At 62.3% G+C, this 21126-nt stretch carries 17 protein-coding genes; 4 read left to right on the top strand and 13 right to left on the bottom strand.

The genetic code is table 11. The features are described from left to right. Window positions 1-2: 2 nt before the first annotated feature. The 11 genes from ftsW to dinB all read right to left on the bottom strand — a co-directional run bounded on the left by ftsW (window position 3) and on the right by dinB (window position 13623). Window positions 3-1304, bottom strand: a complete 1302-nt coding sequence (gene ftsW, locus WBN73_RS18125) for a putative lipid II flippase FtsW (protein WP_337340962.1) — start codon at window positions 1302-1304, stop codon at window positions 3-5. Window positions 1305-1306: 2 nt separating this feature from the next. Continuing rightward, window positions 1307-2896 (bottom strand): UDP-N-acetylmuramoyl-L-alanine--D-glutamate ligase, encoded by a 1590-nt coding sequence (gene murD, locus WBN73_RS18120; RefSeq protein ID WP_337340963.1) that lies wholly within the window; start codon window positions 2894-2896, stop codon window positions 1307-1309. Then, window positions 2878-3987 carry a phospho-N-acetylmuramoyl-pentapeptide-transferase gene (mraY, locus tag WBN73_RS18115; protein ID WP_089594499.1) on the bottom strand — a complete coding sequence of 370 codons (1110 nt, stop codon included), beginning with the start codon at window positions 3985-3987 and terminating at the stop codon, window positions 2878-2880. Before mraY ends, murD begins: the two co-directional genes overlap by 19 nt. Then, complete coding sequence (locus WBN73_RS18110; protein WP_207597116.1) at window positions 3984-5474, bottom strand: UDP-N-acetylmuramoyl-tripeptide--D-alanyl-D-alanine ligase; 1491 nt, start codon at window positions 5472-5474, stop codon at window positions 3984-3986. Before WBN73_RS18110 ends, mraY begins: the two co-directional genes overlap by 4 nt. Window positions 5475-5480: 6 nt before the next feature. Further along, window positions 5481-7118 carry a UDP-N-acetylmuramoyl-L-alanyl-D-glutamate--2,6-diaminopimelate ligase gene (locus WBN73_RS18105; RefSeq protein WP_337340964.1) on the bottom strand — a complete coding sequence of 546 codons (1638 nt, stop codon included), beginning with the start codon at window positions 7116-7118 and terminating at the stop codon, window positions 5481-5483. A gap of 101 nt (window positions 7119-7219) precedes the next feature. Further along, the gene (locus tag WBN73_RS18100) at window positions 7220-9016 is read right to left on the bottom strand and encodes a peptidoglycan D,D-transpeptidase FtsI family protein (protein WP_207597114.1); all 1797 of its coding nucleotides are present in this window, start codon (window positions 9014-9016) and stop codon (window positions 7220-7222) included. A gap of 42 nt (window positions 9017-9058) precedes the next feature. After that, window positions 9059-9721 carry a hypothetical protein gene (locus WBN73_RS18095; protein ID WP_207597113.1) on the bottom strand — a complete coding sequence of 221 codons (663 nt, stop codon included), beginning with the start codon at window positions 9719-9721 and terminating at the stop codon, window positions 9059-9061. After that, window positions 9718-10716 carry a 16S rRNA (cytosine(1402)-N(4))-methyltransferase RsmH gene (rsmH, locus tag WBN73_RS18090; protein ID WP_337340965.1) on the bottom strand — a complete coding sequence of 333 codons (999 nt, stop codon included), beginning with the start codon at window positions 10714-10716 and terminating at the stop codon, window positions 9718-9720. Before rsmH ends, WBN73_RS18095 begins: the two co-directional genes overlap by 4 nt. A 167-nt stretch (window positions 10717-10883) precedes the next feature. Further along, window positions 10884-11315, bottom strand: coding sequence for a division/cell wall cluster transcriptional repressor MraZ (mraZ, locus tag WBN73_RS18085; protein WP_026542500.1), 432 nt, complete (start codon window positions 11313-11315; stop codon window positions 10884-10886). Between the two features lie 437 nt (window positions 11316-11752). After that, window positions 11753-12121 (bottom strand): DUF3040 domain-containing protein, encoded by a 369-nt coding sequence (locus tag WBN73_RS18080; protein ID WP_280627707.1) that lies wholly within the window; start codon window positions 12119-12121, stop codon window positions 11753-11755. A 239-nt stretch (window positions 12122-12360) separates the two neighbouring features. After that, the gene (dinB, locus tag WBN73_RS18075) at window positions 12361-13623 is read right to left on the bottom strand and encodes a DNA polymerase IV (protein ID WP_337340966.1); all 1263 of its coding nucleotides are present in this window, start codon (window positions 13621-13623) and stop codon (window positions 12361-12363) included. 72 nt (window positions 13624-13695) lie between these two features. On the opposite strand from dinB, the gene WBN73_RS18070 reads away from it, so the two are divergent. Both WBN73_RS18070 and WBN73_RS18065 read left to right on the top strand, forming a co-directional pair. After that, the gene (locus tag WBN73_RS18070; protein ID WP_337340967.1) at window positions 13696-14274 is read left to right on the top strand and encodes a hypothetical protein; all 579 of its coding nucleotides are present in this window, start codon (window positions 13696-13698) and stop codon (window positions 14272-14274) included. Beyond that, on the top strand, window positions 14271-15365 hold the full coding sequence (locus WBN73_RS18065) for a polyprenyl synthetase family protein (protein WP_337340968.1): 1095 nt from the start codon (window positions 14271-14273) through the stop codon (window positions 15363-15365). Before WBN73_RS18070 ends, WBN73_RS18065 begins: the two co-directional genes overlap by 4 nt. A 131-nt stretch (window positions 15366-15496) precedes the next feature. On the opposite strand, the gene WBN73_RS18060 is transcribed toward WBN73_RS18065, so the two are convergent. Beyond that, a complete protein-coding gene (locus WBN73_RS18060) occupies window positions 15497-15850 on the bottom strand; it encodes an Rv2175c family DNA-binding protein (RefSeq protein WP_207597108.1) in 354 nt (117 codons plus the stop codon). 255 nt (window positions 15851-16105) lie between these two features. Between WBN73_RS18060 and WBN73_RS18055 the strand changes: the two genes are divergently transcribed. Together WBN73_RS18055 and pknB are read left to right on the top strand one after the other, a co-directional pair. Beyond that, window positions 16106-17440, top strand: coding sequence for a LysM peptidoglycan-binding domain-containing protein (locus tag WBN73_RS18055; protein WP_280627705.1), 1335 nt, complete (start codon window positions 16106-16108; stop codon window positions 17438-17440). 87 nt (window positions 17441-17527) lie between these two features. After that, window positions 17528-19591 (top strand): Stk1 family PASTA domain-containing Ser/Thr kinase, encoded by a 2064-nt coding sequence (gene pknB / locus WBN73_RS18050; protein WP_207597106.1) that lies wholly within the window; start codon window positions 17528-17530, stop codon window positions 19589-19591. A gap of 79 nt (window positions 19592-19670) precedes the next feature. Here pknB and WBN73_RS18045 read toward each other — a convergent pair whose 3' ends face one another. Next, window positions 19671-21074, bottom strand: a complete 1404-nt coding sequence (locus WBN73_RS18045; RefSeq protein ID WP_207597105.1) for a class II 3-deoxy-7-phosphoheptulonate synthase — start codon at window positions 21072-21074, stop codon at window positions 19671-19673. Window positions 21075-21126 lie beyond the last annotated feature (52 nt).

Here is a 21126-nt window from a genome sequence, read left to right as displayed (position 1 = left end):
GGCTATGTACGCTTTCGTGCGGTTTTCGGAGAACGGCGCGGCAGGAACCGGGGGCGCTGCTGCGGCGGCAATTGGCCTCGGGCCAAGGACAACACTACGCCCACGCCACAGAGGGACATCACCAGGGCCGAGCCGCCGTAGGAGATGAATGGGAGCGGCACGCCGACCACCGGGAGGAGCTGCGTCACGACTGCCATGTTCATGCTGGCCTGGCCAAGGAGCCAGACCATGATCCCACCTGCCAGCGTTCGCTGGAAGGGATCTGTTTGCCTGACCACCACCCGGAAAATGGCGATGCCGAGGATCGCGAACAGCACCAACACCACCAGGGTTCCCACAAGTCCAAGCTCTTCACCAATGATGGCGAAGATGAAGTCATTGTGGGCTTCGGGAAGCCAGTTGTACTTCTGCCGGCTTTGGCCGAGGCCCAGCCCGGTCCAGCTACCCTGCGCCAGGCCGTACATTCCGTTGGTGGACTGGAAGTCGAAGTCGAAGTTTTCCGTACAGGAGGCTGACGCCGTGCCCAGCCATGAGGTGATGCGGCAGATGCGGTTCGCGCTGCTGATGGTTCCCAGGACGGCGCCGACTGCACCTACGGCTCCAGCGATGGCCAGCATCTTCCCCGGCACTCCAGCGAAGTAGAGTCCTGCGGCTGTGATGGCCGCGATGACAATCACGGTACCGAGGTCGTTACCGACCATCACCAAGGCAATCACCAGGCCTGCTCCGGGAACAACCGGGATGATCACGTGCCACCAGCGATGGAGGAGCTTTTGCTTGCGGGCCAGCACAGCTGCAATCCAGACGCACAGGACCAGTTTGGCCATCTCCGAAGGCTGGAGGGTCACTCCGCCAAGGTCGATCCAGTTCTTGTTGCCGTTGACTGTGTTGCCCATGACCTGGACCAGGACCAGGAGCGCCAAAACGCCGCCGAGGGCCCACCAGGACAACCTCTTCATCCAGTTCACGTTCGTGCGCGAGATGACGTACATGGCGGCCGCACCGAGGACCCCGAACATTGCCTGCTTCAGGGCATCCGCATAGGGCGATTTGCCCTCGGAGATCGCCTCGACACTTGAAGCGGACAACACCATCATGATTCCGATGGCGGTGAGCGCCAGGGCACAGCCCAGGATGAGGTAGTACGTGGAACTGTTGGGCGTCCTGTCCTTGCCTTCAAGGCTTTCCCAAAAGTTGCGCAGGTGTCCGCGGAGCCCGGAAGGCTTCTTTCCCGGCGTGGCCGGAGCCTTGGGTTTCCCGTCCCGTGGGTCCTTGCCGCGGGTGCGGGTGGGCGTGCTGACCATTGTTACTCCTCGGTGGTCGGTGCCTGCCCTTCCACAAGCTCGCGAACTGCTTGGACGAATGCATCGCCGCGGTGAGCGTAGGAAGAGAACTGATCCATGGATGCAGCCGCGGGTGCCATCAGGACGGTGTCCCCAGGCATGGCCAGTTGGGCCGCCGACGCCACGGCCTGGGCCATGATGGCCTCGCCGTAGATGGGCGAAGCGGCGTTGCCGGCTACGGTCTGCACCTTTTCAGTGTCGCCCTTCGCCTGCGCTATCACGGGGACATCCGGTGCGTGTCGTTGGAGGGAGCCTTCCAGCGCCTCCGTATCGGTACCGATCAGCACAACAGCTTTCAGCCGGGACGCATGTTCTTTGACAAGGTCGTCATAGTTGACGCCCTTGGACAGTCCTCCCGCGATCCACACAACCTGCTGGAAGGAAGACAACGCGGCGGACGCCGCATGGGGGTTGGTGGCTTTGGAGTCGTTGATCCATAGAACCTCGTTCAGCTTGGCCACCACCTGGATCCGGTGGGCGCCGGGCAGGTAGTTGACCAGGCCCTGCTTTACCGCTGCCGGCTCAATCCCGTAGGCACGCACCAACGCCGCAGCAGCCAGGGCATTGGCTACCATGTGCCGCGGCGCCACGGGTCCGAGGTCAAACATCGCGGCCAACTCCGCTGCCGAGTCCTTGCGTTCGGCAATGAAGGCGCGGTCAACCAGCAGTCCGTCCACTACACCCAGCATGCTGATGGCAGGCGTGTTGGTGGTGAAGCCAATGGCTCGGCACCCCTCCACTACATCGGCGTTCTCCACCATGCGCTCGGTTTCAATTTGCTCGGCGTTGTAGACGGCAGCCTTCTGGGTGTTTTCATACACCTTGGCCTTGTCCGCAAGGTAGGAGGCATACGATCCGTGCCAGTCCACGTGGTCTTCAGCAACATTGAGGCACACGCTGGCTACCGGTGACAGGGAGTGGCTCCAATGGAGTTGGAAGCTGGAAAGCTCAACAGCAAAGGCGTCGTAGTCCACCGGATCCCGGAGCGCATCGAGGATGGGCGTTCCCACGTTGCCTACGGCGATGGCCTTGAGGCCCGCCGCCTGGAGCATGGACTCGGTCATGCCCACGGTGGTGGTCTTGCCGTTGGTGCCGGTAATGGTGAGCCAATCCGCCGTCTTGCGTCCCTCGCGGACGCGGAGGCGCCATGCCAGTTCAACATCTCCCCAGACGGGGATGTGCTTGCGCTTGGCGGCAGCCAACAGCGCTTGGTCAGGCCGCCATCCCGGCGAGGTAACAACCAGTTCAGGCGAAGAGCCATCGACCAACGGCAGGGCGCTGACGGCGTCTTCCCCCAGGAGAACGTCGACCGCGCCGACAATTTTCAGGGTGTCTGCCTGGGCTTTGGCTTTGGGGGTGGTGGCAGCGTCAACCACCACTACTTTTGCTCCGAGCTCAATCAGGGTGTCAGCTGCCGAGAAGCCGGACACGCCGATTCCCGTAACCACCACCCGCAGGCCGCTCCAGTCAGCGTCCCAGCTGGTCAGTCCGTTGAGCCTGTCCGTGGCGGACGGAGTTGTCTCCGGGCTTCCATTCACAGCAGTACCACCCATTCAGCGTAGAAAATTCCGAGGCCGGCGGCCACGAAGAGACCGGCGAGGATCCAGAAACGGACCACTACGGTAACTTCCGCCCAGCCCTTGAGTTCAAAATGGTGCTGGAGCGGTGCCATCTTGAAGACACGTTTGCCGCCGCTGAGCTTGAAGAAGCCCACCTGGATGATCACCGAGAGGGTGATCAGGACAAAGAGCCCACCGATGAAGGCCAGCAGCAGTTCAGTGCGGGACAGGATGGCGAAGGCTGCAACGGCGCCGCCGATCGCCAGGGACCCAGTGTCACCCATGAAGATCTTGGCCGGCGACGTATTCCACCACAGGAATCCCACCAGGGCTGCGCTAAGGATGGCTGCCAGCAGGGCGAGGTCCATGGGGTCCCGGACCTGGTAGCAGCCACTGCCTGCTTCACGCGGCGATCCACAGGCTTGGTTGTTCTGCCAGATTCCCATGATGGTGTACGCCCCGAAGACCATGATGGACGCCCCCGCCGCCAGACCGTCCAGCCCGTCGGTCAGGTTCACGCCGTTCGTGGCCGCGGTAATGATCAGGTTGGACCACACGATGAAGAGGATCGCACCGAGCACGGTTCCTCCAAAAGCGAGGTCCAGCCAAGGGATGTCCCGCACCAGAGAGATCTGGGTCGATGCCGGGCGCAATCCGTCCTCATTGGGGAACTGCAGGACCAGGACGGCGAAGATGATTCCCACCGCAGCCTGGAGGATCAGCTTGGCGCGGGCGTTAAGGCCCAGGCTCCGCTTGTTGGAAATCTTGATGTAGTCATCCAGGAACCCTACAAAGCCCATGCCCACCATGAGGAACAGCAGCAGGAGCCCGGACGCGGATGGTCCCGGGGACCGCGGGTTCATCATCCACATGATCAGGTGGGTCACGAAGTAGCTGATGAGGACGGCCGCCACCACCACGGTTCCACCCATGGTGGGCGTTCCGCGCTTGGTGTGGTGCGACGTCGGACCGTCGTCCCGGATGAATTGCCCGTAGCTCTTGGCCACCAGGAACTTGATGAACAGGGGTGTCCCAATAAGGGCCACCAGAAGGGCGACGCCGGCGCCGATCAAAAGTGCAATCACAGCAGCTCGTTCCCTTCGCTTGCGGCCGCTTCAGCCGCGTTGTCTCCGGTGGGCTCGGCCCGTGGAGGTAATGCTATCCGATCACCCAAATGCCGCAGCCCCACGCCGTTGGAGGATTTGAACAGCACCAGGTCACCGGGTTCGAGCTCATTCTGAAGGAGCTCGTAGGCTTCTTCCACTGTCTCGGTGAACGAGCATTCGTCACCCCAGGATCCTTCCTGGATGGCTGAAACGTAGAGGGCACGTGCTTCGCGTCCCACCACCACCAGCCGTGAAATGTTCAAGCGCACTACCTGCGTGCCAACGGCGGTGTGCTCGCGGATGGAGTCCTCCCCCAGCTCGAGCATGGCCCCAAGGACCGCCCAGGTCCTCCTGCCTTGCCCAAGGTCTGCCAGGGTCCGCAGCGCTGCCCGCATCGATTCGGGATTGGCGTTGTAGGCATCATTGATGATGGTCACGCCGTCCGCGCGTTCCGTCCGCTCCATACGCCAGCGGCTGGCCGCAGACTGTGAGCTCAGGGAGGCAGCAATAGCGGCTGCCGGGATGCCTGCGGCAAAGGCGGCTGCCGCAGCGGCCAAAAGATTGGTCACGTGGTGACCGCCGATCAGGCGGCTTCGCACCTCGACGGCAGGCCCGCCGTCGGGCAGTACAAGATCAAACTCGGGGAAACCGTGTCCGTTGACCACCACGTTGCGGGCTTCGACTTCCTCGGTGGTAGCCGGTGACGACGTGAAGCCCAGGACCTTGGCCTTCGTCCGGCTGCGCATGGCGGCAACACGGCCATCGTCCAGGTTGATCACCGCTGTGCCGTGCTCCCCAAGGGCTTCGACGAGTTCACCCTTGGTTTTAGCGATATTCTCGACGCCGCCAAATTCACCGGCGTGGGCCGTGCCAACCACCAACACAACACCGATGTCCGGTTTGACCATGTCGGCAAGGTACTTGATGTGGCCCAGGCCTGTGGCGCCCATTTCGATGACCAGGTAACGGGTATCGGCGTCTGCGGCGAAGACCGTCAACGGCACGCCCACCTCACCGTTGTATGAACCCTGCGGGGCCACCGTCCTGCCGGCCCCTGAAAGCACTCCGGCGAGGAGGTCCTTGGTGGTGGTTTTGCCTGCCGAGCCCGTGATTCCGATGACGGTGAAGTCTTCTCCGCGCTGCGCACGTTCAGCCCGGATGCGTCGGACGCATTCCGCTGCCAACGCGCCCATGGCCAAGACCGCGTCATCAACCACGACGGCGGGGAAAGGGCTTCCGGCGGCATCGGTCACTTCACGTTCCGCCAGGACCAGGACGGCGCCGCGCTCGAACGCAGCATCAACGTAGTCGTGTCCGTCGGCGTGCTCTCCCGGTTTGGCCACATACAGGGAACCGGGAACCGCCTCCCGTGAATCAGTGACGACGGAGGTGGGCACGACGTCCGTAGCTCCGGTCAATCGGCCATGGGTGATGTCGGCGATCTCCGCCGCAGTAAGTGCAATCATCTCGGTTTAGGACTCTATCCGCTGGTCCGTTGAAACGCTGAATCCCTTGGATGTCAAGGCGGCACGCAATTCCACCCTGTCGTCCAGAGCCAGGTTGACGCCTTTGACCTCTTGCCACACTTCGTGGCCACGTCCGGCGATCAGGATGGTGTCGTTGACAGTGGCCATCTCCACGGCCAGCCGGATCGCCGCGTCCCTGGGGAAGGACTCGATGATCTCGCTGGACAGTCCCTCTGTATCGCGTGCCGCGTGGGCGCCTTGCAGGACCTCGGCGCGGATTGAGGCGGCATCTTCGTCATGGGGATCGTCATCGCTGACAATCACCACGTCAGCCAGGCGCGCGGCAATGGCGCCCATGGTGGGCCGCTTGCCTTGATCGCGCTGGCCGGTGGCACCGAAGACCACAATGACGCGGGAACCCTCCTGGGGGGAACGCACGGCCTCAAGGGCACGCGCGAGGGCGTCGGGATTGTGGGCAAAATCAACAACGGCCGCCGGTTCAGTTGACACCAATTGCATTCGTCCGGGAACACCAACGGAAAAAGGGTCATGGGCATCCAGCGCAGCCTGCAGGGTCTGTACATCGACACCGGACGCCAGGACCATGATGGCGGCCAGGGCTGCATTGGCCACGTTGAAGTCCCCGGGCAGCCCCGTATGGACGCGCAGGACACGTCCATCGACATGACGTAGTTCGAATTCCGAGCCCAGCCCGCGGGCGGCGACTGCTGTTACCTGCCAATCAGCATCGGAGGTGGAGTCCTTGGCAGAGAGGGTCGTGACAGGGATATCCGCCAGCTCCACGAGCTTCCGTCCCCACTCGTCGTCCACAGTCACAACGGCGCGCCGGGCCCTGCCTGCAGTGAAAAGGTCTGCCTTGGTGCGGAAGTACTCTTCCATGCTCCCGTGCAGGTCCAGGTGGTCCTGTGTGAGGTTGGTAAAGCCCGCGACGTCGAACATCACACCATCCACACGCCGGAAGGAGATCGCATGGGATGACACTTCCATGGACGCAGCCTCCAAGCCGCGTTCCCGCATCAACGCCAAGAGGGCATGGACGTCCGTGGACTCAGGTGTGGTCAGCAAGCTGGGGATGGGTTCACCGCCCGCCACGATCTCGATGGTGCCAATGAGCCCCGGCTTCTTGCCAAGGGCCCTCAGCAGCGAGTTGATGAAGTAGGTGGTGGTCGTCTTGCCGTTGGTGCCGGTGACACCGTAGAGCGTTGGATATCCACCTTCGGAGGGCTGGCTTCGGTAGATCAGTGCGGCCAAAGGACCCACAGCCGTACGCGGCTCGTCAATGATCAGGACAGGTACGGGCTGTTCGCCGGCCAGCGCAAGCTGGCGTGCCCCGGCGTCGTCCGTCACCACCGCGACTGCACCGGCTTCGACTGCCTGGGGAACGAAGTCGGCACCGTGGCGCGAGGCTCCCGGCAAAGCCATATAGAGATCGCCGGGTTCCACGGCCCTGGAGTTGAGCGTGATACCCGTTACTCCTCCGTCATGGATTCCCTCCGGGGCGGCAACGCCAAGGACCTCCGCGATGGTGGCCAAAGGCACCGCTGCCACGGACCCGGGGCGGAAGCCGGACCGGCCTGCATCCGGTGTCGTGACGTTGGTGGCTGCCTCATAGTGCTCTGACACGTAGTTCTCCGTTGGTGCTCGTGGAACGACCGGCTTGGGGCCAGCGGCGCCGGGCCGTTAGTGGTGGATCGAATTTTGGCCGAAACAGACGCCCAAGAAGCTTACTTGACGAACTGGGGCAGGCGCGCGGGAGTTCCTGTGGACGGCGCCACGTTATAGGTCCGCAGGACCTGCGCCATCACCGACCGAAACACCGGCCCGTTGGTGACGCCGTAGATGTTTCCCTTGGGACGCTGCAGGACCACTTCGACGATAAAACGGGGGTCATCCATCGGCGCCATGCCCACCATCGAGGCGGTGTAACCGTCGAAGCCGGGCAGACCGTCTTCACGGGGCGCCTGGGACGTTCCCGTCTTAGCACCAACCCGGTAGCCGTCAATGGCCGCGTCCTTGATCTGCCCCTCGGTCACGGCGCTCTCCAGAATGTCCCGGACCTGCTGCGCGGTCTCCTTGGACACCACCTGGCGCGAATCCTTGGCCGCAACCTTCTGTTCCTCCCCCTCGGGGGTGACGTAGCTGTCTATGAGCCTGGGCTGCAGCATCACACCATCGTTGGCGATGCTCTGGAAGGCCCGGACTGTCTGGAGTGTGGATTGGGAAACGCCCTGGCCGAACAGCACCGTGTATTGCTGCCGTTCGTCCCACTGCTCAGGCTTGGCCAGGATGCCGGTGGCCTCAGCCGGCAAGCCGATGTCCGTTTGCTCCCCAATGCCGAATTTCTTCAGCCAGTCGTAGCGCTGTTCCTTGGTCAACCTGCTGCCGGCCATGACGGTTCCGGTGTTCATGGACCACCCCAGGATGCCCGCCAGGGTGCGTTCCTCCGTGCCGTGCTCAAAGGCGTCCGTAAACGTCTGTCCGTCGATGGTGTATGCCGTTGGAATTGTGAAGTGATCCAAGGGGAAGGACTTGCCCTCCTCGATGACAGCCGCCGCGGTGATCATCTTTTGCACGGACCCAGGTTCATAGGCGGCCGTCACGGAGCGTACGCCCCGATCCTTGGCGTCCACTTTCCCCGGGTCATTGGGATCCGGAGCGTTGGTATCAGCCAGGGCCACCAGGTTGCCGGTCTTGGTGTCCATCACAATGATGGACCCCCACTCCGCGTTCATCTTGTCCACCTGGCTTTGGATGGCCTGCTGCGCGAAGTACTGGATATCGGTGTTGATGGTCAGCTTGACGTCGCTGCCATCCACGGCCGGCGTCAGTTCATCGGTGGCAACCGGAATCCTCAGGCCGTCAGCGCCGATCTCAAAGACCCGCTTGCCTTCAACACCGCGAAGGATCTCGTCCTGGGTTTGTTCGATGCCTGCTTGTCCGGTGGTCCCGTCCTGGAGGAAGCCCACCACGCCACCGGCAACACTGCCGTTGGGGTAGACGCGCTTGCTGACGCCTTCAGGGACGACTCCGGGGATGTTCAGTTTGGAGATGCGGTCTTCAAGTTCAGGCTTGATGTCCTTGGCAACCACGAAGTACTTCTTGTCCCCGGTCAGCGCCTCACGGATCTTTTCCACGTCGGACCCCAGGAGCGTAGCGAGCTCCGAGATGCCCTGGTCCCTGGAAACAGTCTCGATCTCGTCGGTCTTCTCGTTATAGCGCTTGAAAGAGGCTGTGTTCGTGTTCAAGACCTGATCGACCACCAGGTTGTAGCGGATGACGCTGCTGGCCAGCACGGTTCCGTTCGCGTCCACAATCTGTCCGCGTTCTGCCGGCAGGACCTGCGGTGTGAGGCGTTTTGCCAGCGCGGCCTCGGCCATTCCTCCCATGTCCAGGCCCTGGACCATGAAGAGCTTCCCGCCCACAACCAACAGCAGGGTCAGCATGATGCCAAGACCAACGCGGAGCCGCTTTCTTGCCGCCGGCGTCTTCGTTTTTTTCGATGTGCCGGGGTTCTGAGCCACGTTGATTCCTTGCTGCTGGCCTAGCTTCAGTGGACTGATGGGTTACTGCCCGGGTGCCTTCTGCTGGGGGGCCGGGACTGATCCCCCATGGAGTTCAACCGGAGGCGTGGCTGCCGGAGATGCCGGATTTTCGGCAGGAGCCGCCGGAGTGGGCGGCGCCACCGGTGTTACCGGTTTGAGGTTCTCCAGCGGATCCTTGGTTGTCACCGAGGGAACCACGTCCAGCATCCCCGCCACGGCCGGAGGAGCAAGCTGGGCCAAGGGAGCATCTCCCTTAACTGCCGGCGTTGCCTTTCCGGTGACGGTCATCGTATTCAGGTCGATCTGTCCCTTGACGGTGGAAGGAACCATTCCCAATTCTGCAGCCTTTGCTGCCAGATTCTGGGGAGCTTCGAAATTCTGCTTCTTCTGTGTCAGGTCCTGGTTTTCCTTATTCAGGGTGGCTGCCTCCGCCTTGAGCTGCACCAACTGGTACTGGGCGGTGGACACTGAAATGTTCAAGACAAGTACGGTCAGGAGGGCAGCCGCCATGGCCACGAAGCAGAGGACAACAAAAGGTGTCCGGCGTTTGCCCGGAGCGTTTCGCACCAGGGAGAGCGGAGTGCGGGCCTTGCGTCCGGCGTCAGGCTTGCCGGCAGGAGCGGGCAGCGCACGGGCCGTATTGCCCACCACGGAGGGCAGTGTCTTCGCTGCGGCGTTGCTCATGCGTCTCTCCTCGGTTTGATGCGCTCCACTGCCCTCAACCGGGCGGACGCCGCGCGGGGGTTCTCAGCGATTTCTGCTGCGGTGGGCACTTCCGTGCCCCTGGTGATGGTCTTTAGTTCGGGTTTGTGTTCTTCAAGTTCCACGGGAAAACCAAGTGGGGCTGAGGATTTGGATCCGGCCTGGAATACGGACTTCACGATCTTGTCTTCCAGCGAGTGATACGACATCACTACAATCCGGCCGCCCATGGCCGTAGCGGCCACGGCTGCAGGAACGGCCCGTTCCAGCACATCCAATTCCTCGTTGACCTCAATCCGAAGCGCCTGGAAGGTGCGCTTGGCGGGGTGTCCACCGCTCTTCGCGGCTGCAGCGGGGACTACACTCCGGATCTGTTCCACCAGTTCACCGGTGGTCGCGAAGGGCTTCCCGGCGCGGGCATTCACGATCCTGTTGGCGATGCGCCCGGCAAACTTTTCTTCGCCCCATTTACGGATGATGCGGACCAGCTCGTCTTCGCTGTAGTTGTTGACTACATCGGCAGCTGTCTGGCCGCGGCTGGTGTCCATCCGCATGTCCAGGGGGGCGTCGTAGGAGTAGGCGAAGCCACGCTCCCGCTCATCAAGCTGCAGTGAAGACACGCCCAGGTCCATGAGGATGCCATGAACCTCGGGGATGCCAAGGTCCGCCAAGACGTCTTCGATTTCGTCGTAGACGGCGTGAACCAGGTCAGTCCTGTTCGAAAACGGCTCCAGCCGTGCACCCGCCAAAGCGAGCGCTTCCTCATCGCGATCAATGCCGACCAGGTGCAGGTCCGGAAAGCGTTGCAGCATCGCCTCGGAGTGGCCACCCATGCCCAGGGTGGCATCGATGGCCACAGGCGTCTGGCCGCGCTTCCGGGCAGCCTCGAAACCAGGGGCCAGCAAGTTGATGCAGCGGTCTTTGAGGACGGGTACGTGGCGCTCCGATGTGGGCTTTGCCGCGTCCTGCTCTTCCACGCTGCCTCCTCTTTCCGCAATCGCTTGCCTGGTGTTTCTTGAATCGGATCCCCATCCGCGCCTATCGTTCGGCCGGCCTGGCTCAGGGGAAGGTGAGCCAGGAAGACTGTTCGATGGGCGGCTGGAGATCCCATTCAAGAAGCGGTAATACTGCTTCCTCCGACCGGTTAGATGAACCCGGGCAGATTGTCGTCATCCGTTTCCGAGAAGGCTGCTTCCTTCTCGTTGAGGTACTCATTCCAAGCTTCGGCATCCCAGATCTCCGCCCGGGTACCGGCACCGATCACGGCCAGTTCCCTACCGAGGCCCGCATACGCCCGGAGCGCCGGCGGAATCGTCACGCGCCCCTGCTTGTCAGGTACTTCATCAGAGGCTCCGGACAGGAAAACACGAATGTAGTCACGGGCCTGCTTGGAAGACAGTGGCGCTTCCCGCATCGATTCGTGGATACGTTCGAATTCTTTCTGGCTGAAGACGTAGATGCAGCGTTCCTGGCCCCTGGTGAGGACCAACCCCTCCGCCAGCTCCTCACGGAACTTGGCGGGAAGGATGATCCTGCCCTTTTCATCGAGACGCGGCGAGTGAGTACCCAGAAACATCTGGCCCCACCGCCCCTCAGTTAAGGTGCCCGTTCATTCCCAACACTGCCACTACCCTCTTATGTGCTCCACTTTACTCCACAAAGCCCCACAGTCAACGCAGTATGGGGCGTTTCTCCACCACCTTGAGTTTTAAGATGACCGAAACGGCGCGGCTTTCAGGGTCGTGGCGGAAAGTGGAGGGATGCGATCCCCTGGGTTCGGCGCGTCTGCTCCCAACAGGGAGCCCAGGTATCCAATCCGGACATCTACGCAGCTGTGGAGGTGGCGGGTGGTGGAAAGTGGAGACGGGGTGGGAAGTGGAGGAGGCCACCACCACTCCTTAAACGCAAAAAGACCCGCAGTTTGCGGGTCTTTCGTTATCCCCTTTGGATCGTCAGGGGCGCACGTCAAGCAGGGTAACCGGCACGGCCGGCGGTGGAGAGAGAAACGAACGCTCAGGAATCGTCGCGGCGCCGCTCGTCCCAGCGCTCTTCCAAGCTGCTCATGAAGGAACTCTTGGGTTTGCCCTTTGCAGGCTTGCCCTTGCCGGCTTTGCCAAAGGCACCTCCGCGCAGCGTGGCGAAGTAAACGCCAGCACCCATGACGACGAAGCCGAGGACACCCACTGGTATCGCCTGCATCGACACTCCCACGAGCAGGAGGAGGATGCCGGCAATGGCGCCGAGCACGCCGATAATCACATGCCGGGTTGACCAACTGCGAATGGGATCCGAGCCCATGGTGCTGGCGAACTTCGGATCGTCCTCATGAAGTTGCTTTTCCAGTTGCTCAAGCAGCTTCTGTTCGTGCTCCGAGAGGGGCATCGCGACCTCCTTTAGTCAGCCAGCGTCTGGACATAACGCTTTCTGTGCGTCTGTTTCCAAAACGATCGGACCAAGAAAATCGTTCCCAAAATTCCCTCGTGGTTCAGCGGGCATCTCAGGGCCGACTGTTCAGGAAACAGTTTGTCCAGACGATCTAAATCTCTGTAATAAATAGGATAGTTTGTCCGACGCCGTTCTGAAAGACGCCCGGAGCCCAGCGGGACCAAGCTCACAGCCGATCAGGTGCCTGTGGGAGGTTTTCCCGGTTCCAGGAGCCTGGCAGGGAGCAAGGTCTTGGAACCGAAGCGTTCTGAAACGCGGTCCAATGCCTGCTCCGCTGCCCTCCAGTTGTCATCCCGGCGATCCAGGCTCAGCTGCAGGGACGTCTGTCCGGCTGGCTCAAGCTGCTCTGCCCGAACCCCTACGAGCCGGACAGTCATGGACCGCGGGCCCAGGGATTCCAGCAGTTGAACAGCCACTTGGTAGATCATCTGGGCACTGTCCACCGGGGCGTGGACGGTCCGGCTCCGCGTGACGGTCGAAAAGTCCGAGTACCTCAGCTTCAAGGCGACAGTCCTGGCCAGCATGCCTGAACTCCGCAACCTACCCGCCGTCCGGTGCGAGAGGCGCAGCAGTTCCCTGTGCAACAGGTCGTCGTCGCCGGTGTCGTTGGTGAACGTCTCCTCGGCTCCGATGCTCTTCTCCAGCCTGGTGGGGGTCACGGGTCGCGGATCGACCCCCATGGACAGGCGGTGGACGTGTTCACCGCTGGCACCCAGGACCTTCTTCAAAGATGCCAAGGGAGTAGCTGCCACATCTGCCACGGTCCGGATGCCAAGCCGGGCAAGCATTTCTCCGGTCTTTCCACCCACACCCCACAATGCGTTGACAGGGAGGCTGTGCAGGTACGCCAGGGTGTCCTCCGCGTCGATCTGCAGTATTCCGTCGGGCTTGCACCGCGTGGACGCGATCTTGGCCACGAACTTGGTGCTTGCAATTCCCACGGAGGCCGTAATGCCCAGTTCCGACTGGACCCGTCGCCGGATGAGGTGGCCGATGTCCAAGGGCGGACCGAGCCGGCGAATCGCGCCGCCAACATCCAAGAACGCTTCGTCCACGCTGAGCGGTTCCACGAGATCCGTAATGGAGGCAAAGATCTCCATGATCTGGCCGGACACTTCGTAGTACACCGTGTGCCGCGGGTTGATGATCACTGCGGACGGACAGCGTCTCATCGCCATGGACATCGGCATCGCGGACTTCACTCCGGTTGCCCGGGCCTCGTAAGAAGCAGAGAGCACCACCGACCGCTCAGCGGGAAATCCGACAAAGACGGGTTTTCCCCGAAGATCAGGGCGGCTGCGGAGTTCAACGGAAACGAAGAACGCATCCATATCAACGTGAAGTATGCTGGTTCGCCTCAGTTCCCGCAGAGCATCTCCAGCGCTGCGGGAGGGTTCCTGGCCGGCTCCCGGTCCGTTTCCGAATGCTTCCTGCCTCACATCGGCAATACTATGCCCGGCCACTGACTAAACTGGAGGCACAGTCAGGCTCAGCCCACGGAAGGATACCCTGTGAAGCTCTTTGGAACTCCTCGATCGCGAGGTTTTGCCCTGCTCGCAGCAAGTGTCGCCGTCGCGGCCTCGGCATGTACGCCGTCGCCAGGAGGCTCAGCCGCGCCCTCCCCCACAGAGACTTCATCGCAGTCGGCACCATCCACGCCGGCCGCTTCAGGTTCGGGCTCCGGTTCCACGTCGGCACCGGAGACTGCGACGGCCACGGAGTCGGCCACCCCGGCGCCCGGCGCAACGGCAACGGTGAACGCACTTGTTCCCGGCTTCCCTGAACAGTTGATCCCCGTCATGCCCAAGACGTCTGTCCGTTCCAGCAGTTTTGACAAGAGCACCTCCCTGGCCACCGTTGCCTTGGTCGGAACCGTCAAGGCCCCGCCTGAGGGCGTGGTGGACTACTACAAAACATCCTTGGAGGCACAGGGCTTCAAGCTTGTCCCAGGCCCAGAAGCCGTGGGCAACGTCACCTCGCTGGACTTCATCAGGGGCGATGGCGAGACCGTGAACGTCTCAATACGGCAAAAGGAAGGCGTGTCAACCTTCACCATTGGCGCCAACGTGGCGTCCGGGTCCATCAAGTGACGGCATTTTCCCAAGTGGCGTCCGAACAGACGGAGTTCATCAACGGGGTTGCGGGCAAACTGAGAAACTTCCTGTCACAGCAACAGGACCTCATGGCTACGGTATCCCCGGACGTCGAACCGCTGATCGGCTCAATTTCCCACCTCGTCACTGGTGGAAAACGACTCCGCGCACTGATGTGCTATTGGGGTTGGAGGGGCTCAGGCGGTCAATCCGGAGATCCTGACATCGTTACAGCCGGGTGCGCGCTGGAACTGTTCCAGGCAGCAGCGCTGATCCATGACGACATCATTGACCGATCAGATACACGCCGCGGTGGACCCAGCGTGCACAAACGCTTCAGCCAACTCCATGGCATCAACGGCTGGGCTTTGGACAGCGCGCGCTTTGGGGATGCCGCTGCCATTCTGACGGGGGACCTCTGCTTATCCTTCAGCGAGGAGTCCTTTACCGAAATCGGCGTCCGGGCCGCGGCGGGAACCCCCGCGCGCCGCATTTTTAATGTCATGAGGGCCGAGGTCATGGCGGGCCAGTACCTCGACATTCTTGAGGAGGTGGCCGGCCCTGTTCGTGACCGGGCCGGCTCAGTGGATCGCGCGCAATCGATCATACGGTACAAATCAGCAAAGTATTCCACGGAACATCCGCTGGCATTGGGCGGAGCGCTTGCCGGCGCCCCCGCGGGGCTGCTGAAGAACTACTCAGAGTTTTCATTGCCCCTCGGCGAGGCATTCCAAATGCGGGACGACGTCCTTGGAGTCTTTGGCGATCCCGAAACCACCGGCAAACCGGCAGGCGATGATTTGTTGGAAGGCAAGCGCACTGTCCTTGTTGGATTTGCCTTGAATCAGGCAACAGCCGACGACGCAGAATACCTTGATCGAATGCTGGGTAATCCGGGCCTTGGCGAAGACGACGTAGCTCGTATCCGCCGCATCATGGTGCAATGCGGCGCTTTGGATGCCACGGAGTCGCGGATTGCCGAACTGAGCAACCAGGCCTTTGAAGCGTTGGAACGCCTGCCACTCGATGACGCGCCGCTCACGGCATTGAGGCAGTTGGCCGAGGCCGCCGTCAGCCGCGCAGCCTAAGCCTCAGCATCATCTTGGCGGTTCAGCCGGTGGGGACCGGCTTCGAAAGGACATGACTCGACGACGGCGGTGGAACCCGCCGTCGTCGTCGTTTTAATTCAGTTCCAGGCTGTCCAGCCGGGAAGACACCTCTACCAGGCGAGAGACTGGGCGCGACGCCTGATTTCAGTTTTCCGCCCCTCGCGAAGGGCGTCGATAGGACGGCCCCGCAGTGATTCATCCGGGGTAAAGAGCCAGACGATCAACTCTTCGTCGTTGTAACCGGCATCGCTGAGAACCGCGATGGTTCCCTTCAAGCTGTCTACAACATGCCCATCCTGAAGAAACAAGGCTGGAACGGAGCGGACATTCCGCTCTCCCCGCCTGATGGCTACCAGCGCACGCTCATCCAAAAGTCCGTGGACTTTGGTGATGGAAACTTCCAGCAGCTCGGCGACATCCGGCAGCGGGAGCCAGTCGGAAACAAGGCTTTCTACATTACTCACGGAACAAGGTTGCCACGCCGCACTGCCCGGCGCCTAGCCGGGGTTCGACGGCGGCACCCGGCTCCCGCCTTGAGGCCGCCATTTCATTGGCAATTAATTGGTGTCCATAATCCCGTACGACAGGAATTGTTGTGTCGATTGAATAAGTGTGAGAGATTCACACTGATCACACTTGCACCATTGATAACATCAGTAACATTGGCAACACTGACAACAGCGCTACCCAACACCCCGCTGTTGAGATGAGGACACTTCATGACGACGCCCCGCTCGCCGAAACGAACCATGAGCATGCCGGTCATTGCGGCAACCACGGCTGCGCTTCCCGCCGTGGTTTTGTCCTCGCTTGCCCTGGCCCAGCCGTCCATGGCTTCCCCGGCACCCCAGCCCCGCAAAGTCCCTGCCACGCTTGCTGCAGCAATGAAGGCGCAAGCCGTCAATGCCGGCACCGTCATCCCCGCACAGGCTGTTGCAGCCACGCTGCCCGCAGCCCTGCGCCCCATGGCCCCTTCGGTTCCGGATACTTACACGATCGTCCGTGGCGACACCATCAGCGCGATCGCCCGCCGCTTCAATCTGGACACCAACGCGGTCCTCCAGCTGAACAAGCTCTCGGCCACCACGTTGATCTACCCGGGCCAGACCATCAAACTCACGGGAACGGCTACGACCACACCCGCCCAACCCTCCGCACCGGCGGCCCCGAGCGCCCCAGGCAACGCCAGCATCTACACAGTGGTCTCCGGTGACACCCTGGGCGCGATAGCCGCCAAGCATGGCGTACCCCTGTCCAGCATTTTCAGCTGGAACAACCTCAATGGAAGCTCCATCATCTACCCGGGGCAGAAGATCAAGGTCAGCGGCGGCTCTGCGCCCTCCACGCCCGCGGCTCCAGCACCGGCCCCCGCGCCTGCCCCCTTGGCCAGCACAGGTTCCTACACCATCAAAGCCGGCGACACCCTCAGCTCCATCGCCGCGCGCCACGGGGTCTCCCTGAGCGCGCTGATGACCGCCAACAAGGTATCGGCAACCACGGTCATCTACCCTGGCCAGAAGCTCAGCATCCCCGGCCCCGGACTTCAGCCCGCCGGCGAGACCAAGCCGCTGGTTCCCAGCACCTTCCTGGGCTTCACCTACCCGGCGGCCGTGGTGAGTTCGGCCAACGAGAACAAGGCCCTCCTCAACGCTTCCCCGGTACCAAGCCGCGCCGAAATGAAGAGCATCGTGGCAGATACGGCCAGGCGCATGGGCGTCAGCCCGTCCCTGGCGCTTGCTTTCGCAGAACAGGAGTCCGGCTTCGACCAGCGGGCTGTTTCACCTGCCAACGCGATCGGCACCATGCAGGTCATTCCGTCGTCCGGCCAGTGGGCCTCGGACCTGGTGGGCCGCAAGCTCAACCTTTTGGACCCCTACGACAACGCCACGGCAGGAGTCGCGATCATCCGCGCACTGATCGCCACCAGCAAGGACCTGGACACCGCGATTGCCGGTTACTACCAGGGCCAGTACTCGGTCAGCAAGTACGGCATGTACGACGACACCAAGCGTTACGTCGAATCGATCAAGGCCCGCCAGCGCACGTTCGGCTAGGCTTCAGCAGCACCTCGGAAGGGGCCCGGATCCCATTGGCCAGCCCAATGTGGATTCGGGCCCCTTCCCTGCCTCGTTTAGGATCGTATGGTGCAAGAACCAACGCAGGACCAGCTCATTGGGACCATGGTGGACAGCCGATACTTGGTCCGTTCCCGCCTCGCCAAGGGCGGAATGTCCACCGTCTACCTGGCCACGGACCAGCGCCTTGAGCGCGACGTGGCCCTCAAAGTCCTGCACCCACACCTGGCAAACGATCCCACCTTCCTGCAGCGGCTGAGCCGCGAGGCAAAAGCCGCCGCCAGCCTTTCCCACCCCCATATTGTGGGCGTACTGGACCAAGGCGAAGACGGCCACATCGCCTACCTGGTGATGGAATTCGTCAAGGGCCACACCCTCCGCGACGTCCTTATCGAGCAAGGCATCCTGGCACCGAGGCTTGCTCTTGCACTGATCGATCCCGTCATCGAAGGACTGGCCGCTGCCCATAGCTCCGGCTTGATCCACCGGGACATCAAACCCGAGAACGTCCTGATCGCCGACGACGGCCGGATCAAGGTGGGTGATTTTGGCCTGGCCCGGGCGGTCTCGGCCAATACCAGCACCGGCGCCCTGATCGGCACTGTGGCTTATCTGGCTCCTGAACTGGTTCTTGGGCAACCCGCGGATGCCCGCAGCGATATCTACTCGGCGGGCATCATGCTCTACGAAATGCTGACCGGCAAACAGCCCTACGCCGGCGACTCCCCCATCCAGGTGGCCTACCAGCACGTCAACGCGGTGGTGGGACGACCGTCGGACGTTGTTCCCGGATTGGCCGAAGACCTTGACGAACTGGTTCAGTGGTGCACGGCGGCAGATGCCGAGAACAGGCCTGTGGACGGCGCTGCCCTCCTGGCCGAACTCCGCCACATCAGAACCACGCTGACCGACCAACAGTTGGACCACCGGCAAGCCCCGGGACCCAACCCACACCCCGCGGTATCGGCTTCCACCGCGCTCGGTGGCGGCGCCGGTAGTCCAACGGAAACGCTGGCAACCACGGCGTCACCTACCGAGTTCATCAGCCACCAGAGCAACCCGACCACCATCATGGCCGCCGGTGGTTCAGCGATCCAGCACGCGAGGACTGCGACAGGCGGGGATGCTGGGCAGGACCTTGGCCGTCCCGGCAAGCGTGAGCTGAAGAGGCTCGAGAGGCAACAGACCAAAGACCGCGCCCGCGCTGCAGCGACCCCTGTCCGCCCCCTCAGGGAAGGCAATCCCCGCCGTCGTGGCGTGATCTGGGCCATCGTGATCGTCATCCTGGCGATGCTCGCGGCTGCAGCCGGGTGGTTCTTCGGCATGGGGCCCGGTTCACCCGGGACTGTACCCGACGTCAAGAACAAGACTGTTGCCGAGGCACAGCAACTCCTCCGGACTGCTGGTTTCCAATCGGAACCGCGCGACGTCTTCGACGACGACATCCTGGCCGGACTCGCGGTCGGAACCGAGCCCGAATCCGGCGCAGAAGTACGGAAGTTCCAGCCCATTACCCTTTTCGTCTCCAAGGGGGCCCAGCTCTTCCCCTTGCCCGACTTGACCGGCGGCACCCTGGACGAGGCCAAGACGGCACTCAATGCCGCGGAAATGGCCTTGGGGAACGTCACCGAAGCCTTCGACGAGAAAGTACCTGCCGGCGTCGTGATTGCCCAGGACCCGGCCAAGGGCACTGAAGTCCGGCACGGTACGCCTGTGGCCCTGGAAGTTTCCAAGGGTCCGCAGCCGATTCCCGTGCCGGACGTTCGCGGCAAAACACAGGATGCCGCAGTCAAGGCCCTCCAGGACGCCGGGCTCAAAGCAGTGATTGCTCCGGAAACGGTCAATGACAAGTCGGTCCCCAAGGGCGCAGTGGTCTCCCAGTCACCGGCCAACGGCACCCTCATCCGAGGCGAGTCCGTGACGCTGACCGTGTCCAAGGGGCCCAAAATGCTGAAGGTTCCCAGCTTCATTGGCAAACAGGCCGATGAGGCTGAGAAGGAGTTGAAGAAGTTGGGCTTCAAGGTGGAAGTCAACAAGATCCTCGGCGGTTTCTTCGGTACCGTCCGTGACCAGAGCCCCGTCAATACTGAAGTACCGGAAGATTCGGTTATTACGCTGACAGTCGTCTAGCAGCCCCACTCCAGTTACCTGAATACATCAAAAAGGCGCGGTCCGGAGACATCCGGACCGCGCCTTTCGTTCTGGTTTCCTACCGCTTGGAGAGGGCTCCTGCCACCAGGAAGGCCATCTCAAGGGACTGCATGTGGTTGAGGCGGGGATCGCACACTGACTCGTAACGGTCCAGGAAAGCGTCCTGATCGATGGGATCGGCACCGCCCAGGCACTCAGCGACGTCGTCGCCGGTCATTTCGACGTGAAGGCCGCCGGGGACGGTACCCAACGAGTGGTGGACCTCGAAGAAGCCACGGACTTCATCAATGACGTCGTCGAAGTTGCGGGTCTTGTAGCCGTTCGGTGACGTGACAGTGTTGCCATGCATGGGATCGGTGACCCACAGCACCTGTGCCCCTGAGGCCGTGACGCGCTCGACGACGGCAGGCAGCTTTTCCCGGATGTTCGTCGCACCCATGCGCGTGATGAACGTCAGGCGGCCCGGTTCCCGGTTGGGGTCCAGCTTGTCGATCAAGCGCAAAGCATCGTCACCGCTGGTGGTTGGCCCAAGCTTGACGCCGATCGGGTTCCGCACACGGGAGAGGAAGTCGACATGTGCATGGTCCAGTTCACGGGTCCGCTCGCCGATCCACAGGAAATGTGAGGAGGTGTCGTAGGGCAGGCCGGTGCGGGAATCGATGCGGGTGAGGGCACGCTCATAGTCGAGAAGCAACGCTTCGTGGCTGGCGAAGAACTCCACCCTCTTCAGTGCCTCGAAGTCGGCACCACAAGAGTCCATGAAGCTGATGGCACGGTCGATATCGCGTGCCAGCGACTCGTAACGGGCGTGCGCCGGGTTTTCCGTGAAGCCCTTGTTCCACTGGTGGACGAGTCGAAGGTCCGCGAAGCCACCCTGGGTGAACGCACGAATGAGGTTCAGAGTGGAAGCAGAGGTGTGGTAGGCCTTCAGCATGCGGCCGGCGTCGTGGGCGCGGGACTCCGGGGTGAAGTCGTAGCCGTTGACGATGTCGCCGCGGTAGGCGGGAAGTGTCACGCCGTCGCGGGTCTCGTCGTTGGACGAGCGCGGCTTGGCAAACTGGCCCGCCATGCGGCCCATCTTGATGACGGGCATGGCAGCACCGTACGTGAGCACCACTGCCATCTGCAGGATGGTCTTTACGCGGGCGCTGATCTTGTCCGCGGTGGCGGCCTCAAAGGTCTCAGCGCAATCGCCGCCCTGCAGGAGGAAAGCCTTGCCCTGTGCCGCAGCGGCCAGTCGCTCCCGAAGAACGTCCACTTCGCCTGCGAAGACCAGCGGCGGCACCACGGAAAGTTCCTTGACGGAAGCCTCGAAAACGCCGGCGTCCGACCAAGTGGGCTGCTGTGAAATCGGCAGGTCCCGCCAGGCGTCGAGCCCGGGATAGTTCGCTGCCCCGCTTTGGGCGGTGCTGGCAAGGGGATCTGCTGTGGAGGATGCGGTGTTCGCGGTTAGCTCAGTCACCCTTCAAGAGTAGTAGCCTCCGGCGTGGTTCCGGGACAGTGGGCGTAACCGA

This window comes from Paenarthrobacter sp. CCNWLY172 (assembly GCF_037402035.1).
Taxonomy (GTDB): Bacteria; Actinomycetota; Actinomycetes; order Actinomycetales; family Micrococcaceae; genus Arthrobacter.
Note: the sequence above shows the minus strand (reverse complement) of the source record. Positions and strands in the feature narration are given on the sequence as shown.

Excerpts from the sequence above, each read along its gene's own strand:
- pknB (WP_207597106.1), top strand. The coding sequence starts at position 17,528 with ATGGTGCAAGAACCAACGCAGGACCAGCTCATTGGGACCATGGTGGAC.
- ftsW (WP_337340962.1), bottom strand. The coding sequence starts at position 1,304 with ATGGTCAGCACGCCCACCCGCACCCGCGGCAAGGACCCACGGGACGGG.
- WBN73_RS18055 (WP_280627705.1), top strand. The coding sequence starts at position 16,106 with ATGACGACGCCCCGCTCGCCGAAACGAACCATGAGCATGCCGGTCATT.
- WBN73_RS18080 (WP_280627707.1), bottom strand. The coding sequence starts at position 12,121 with ATGCCCCTCTCGGAGCACGAACAGAAGCTGCTTGAGCAACTGGAAAAG.
- WBN73_RS18110 (WP_207597116.1), bottom strand. The coding sequence starts at position 5,474 with ATGATTGCACTTACTGCGGCGGAGATCGCCGACATCACCCATGGCCGA.
- murD (WP_337340963.1), bottom strand. The coding sequence starts at position 2,896 with ATGGGTGGTACTGCTGTGAATGGAAGCCCGGAGACAACTCCGTCCGCC.
- WBN73_RS18095 (WP_207597113.1), bottom strand. The coding sequence starts at position 9,721 with ATGAGCAACGCCGCAGCGAAGACACTGCCCTCCGTGGTGGGCAATACG.
- mraZ (WP_026542500.1), bottom strand. The coding sequence starts at position 11,315 with ATGTTTCTGGGTACTCACTCGCCGCGTCTCGATGAAAAGGGCAGGATC.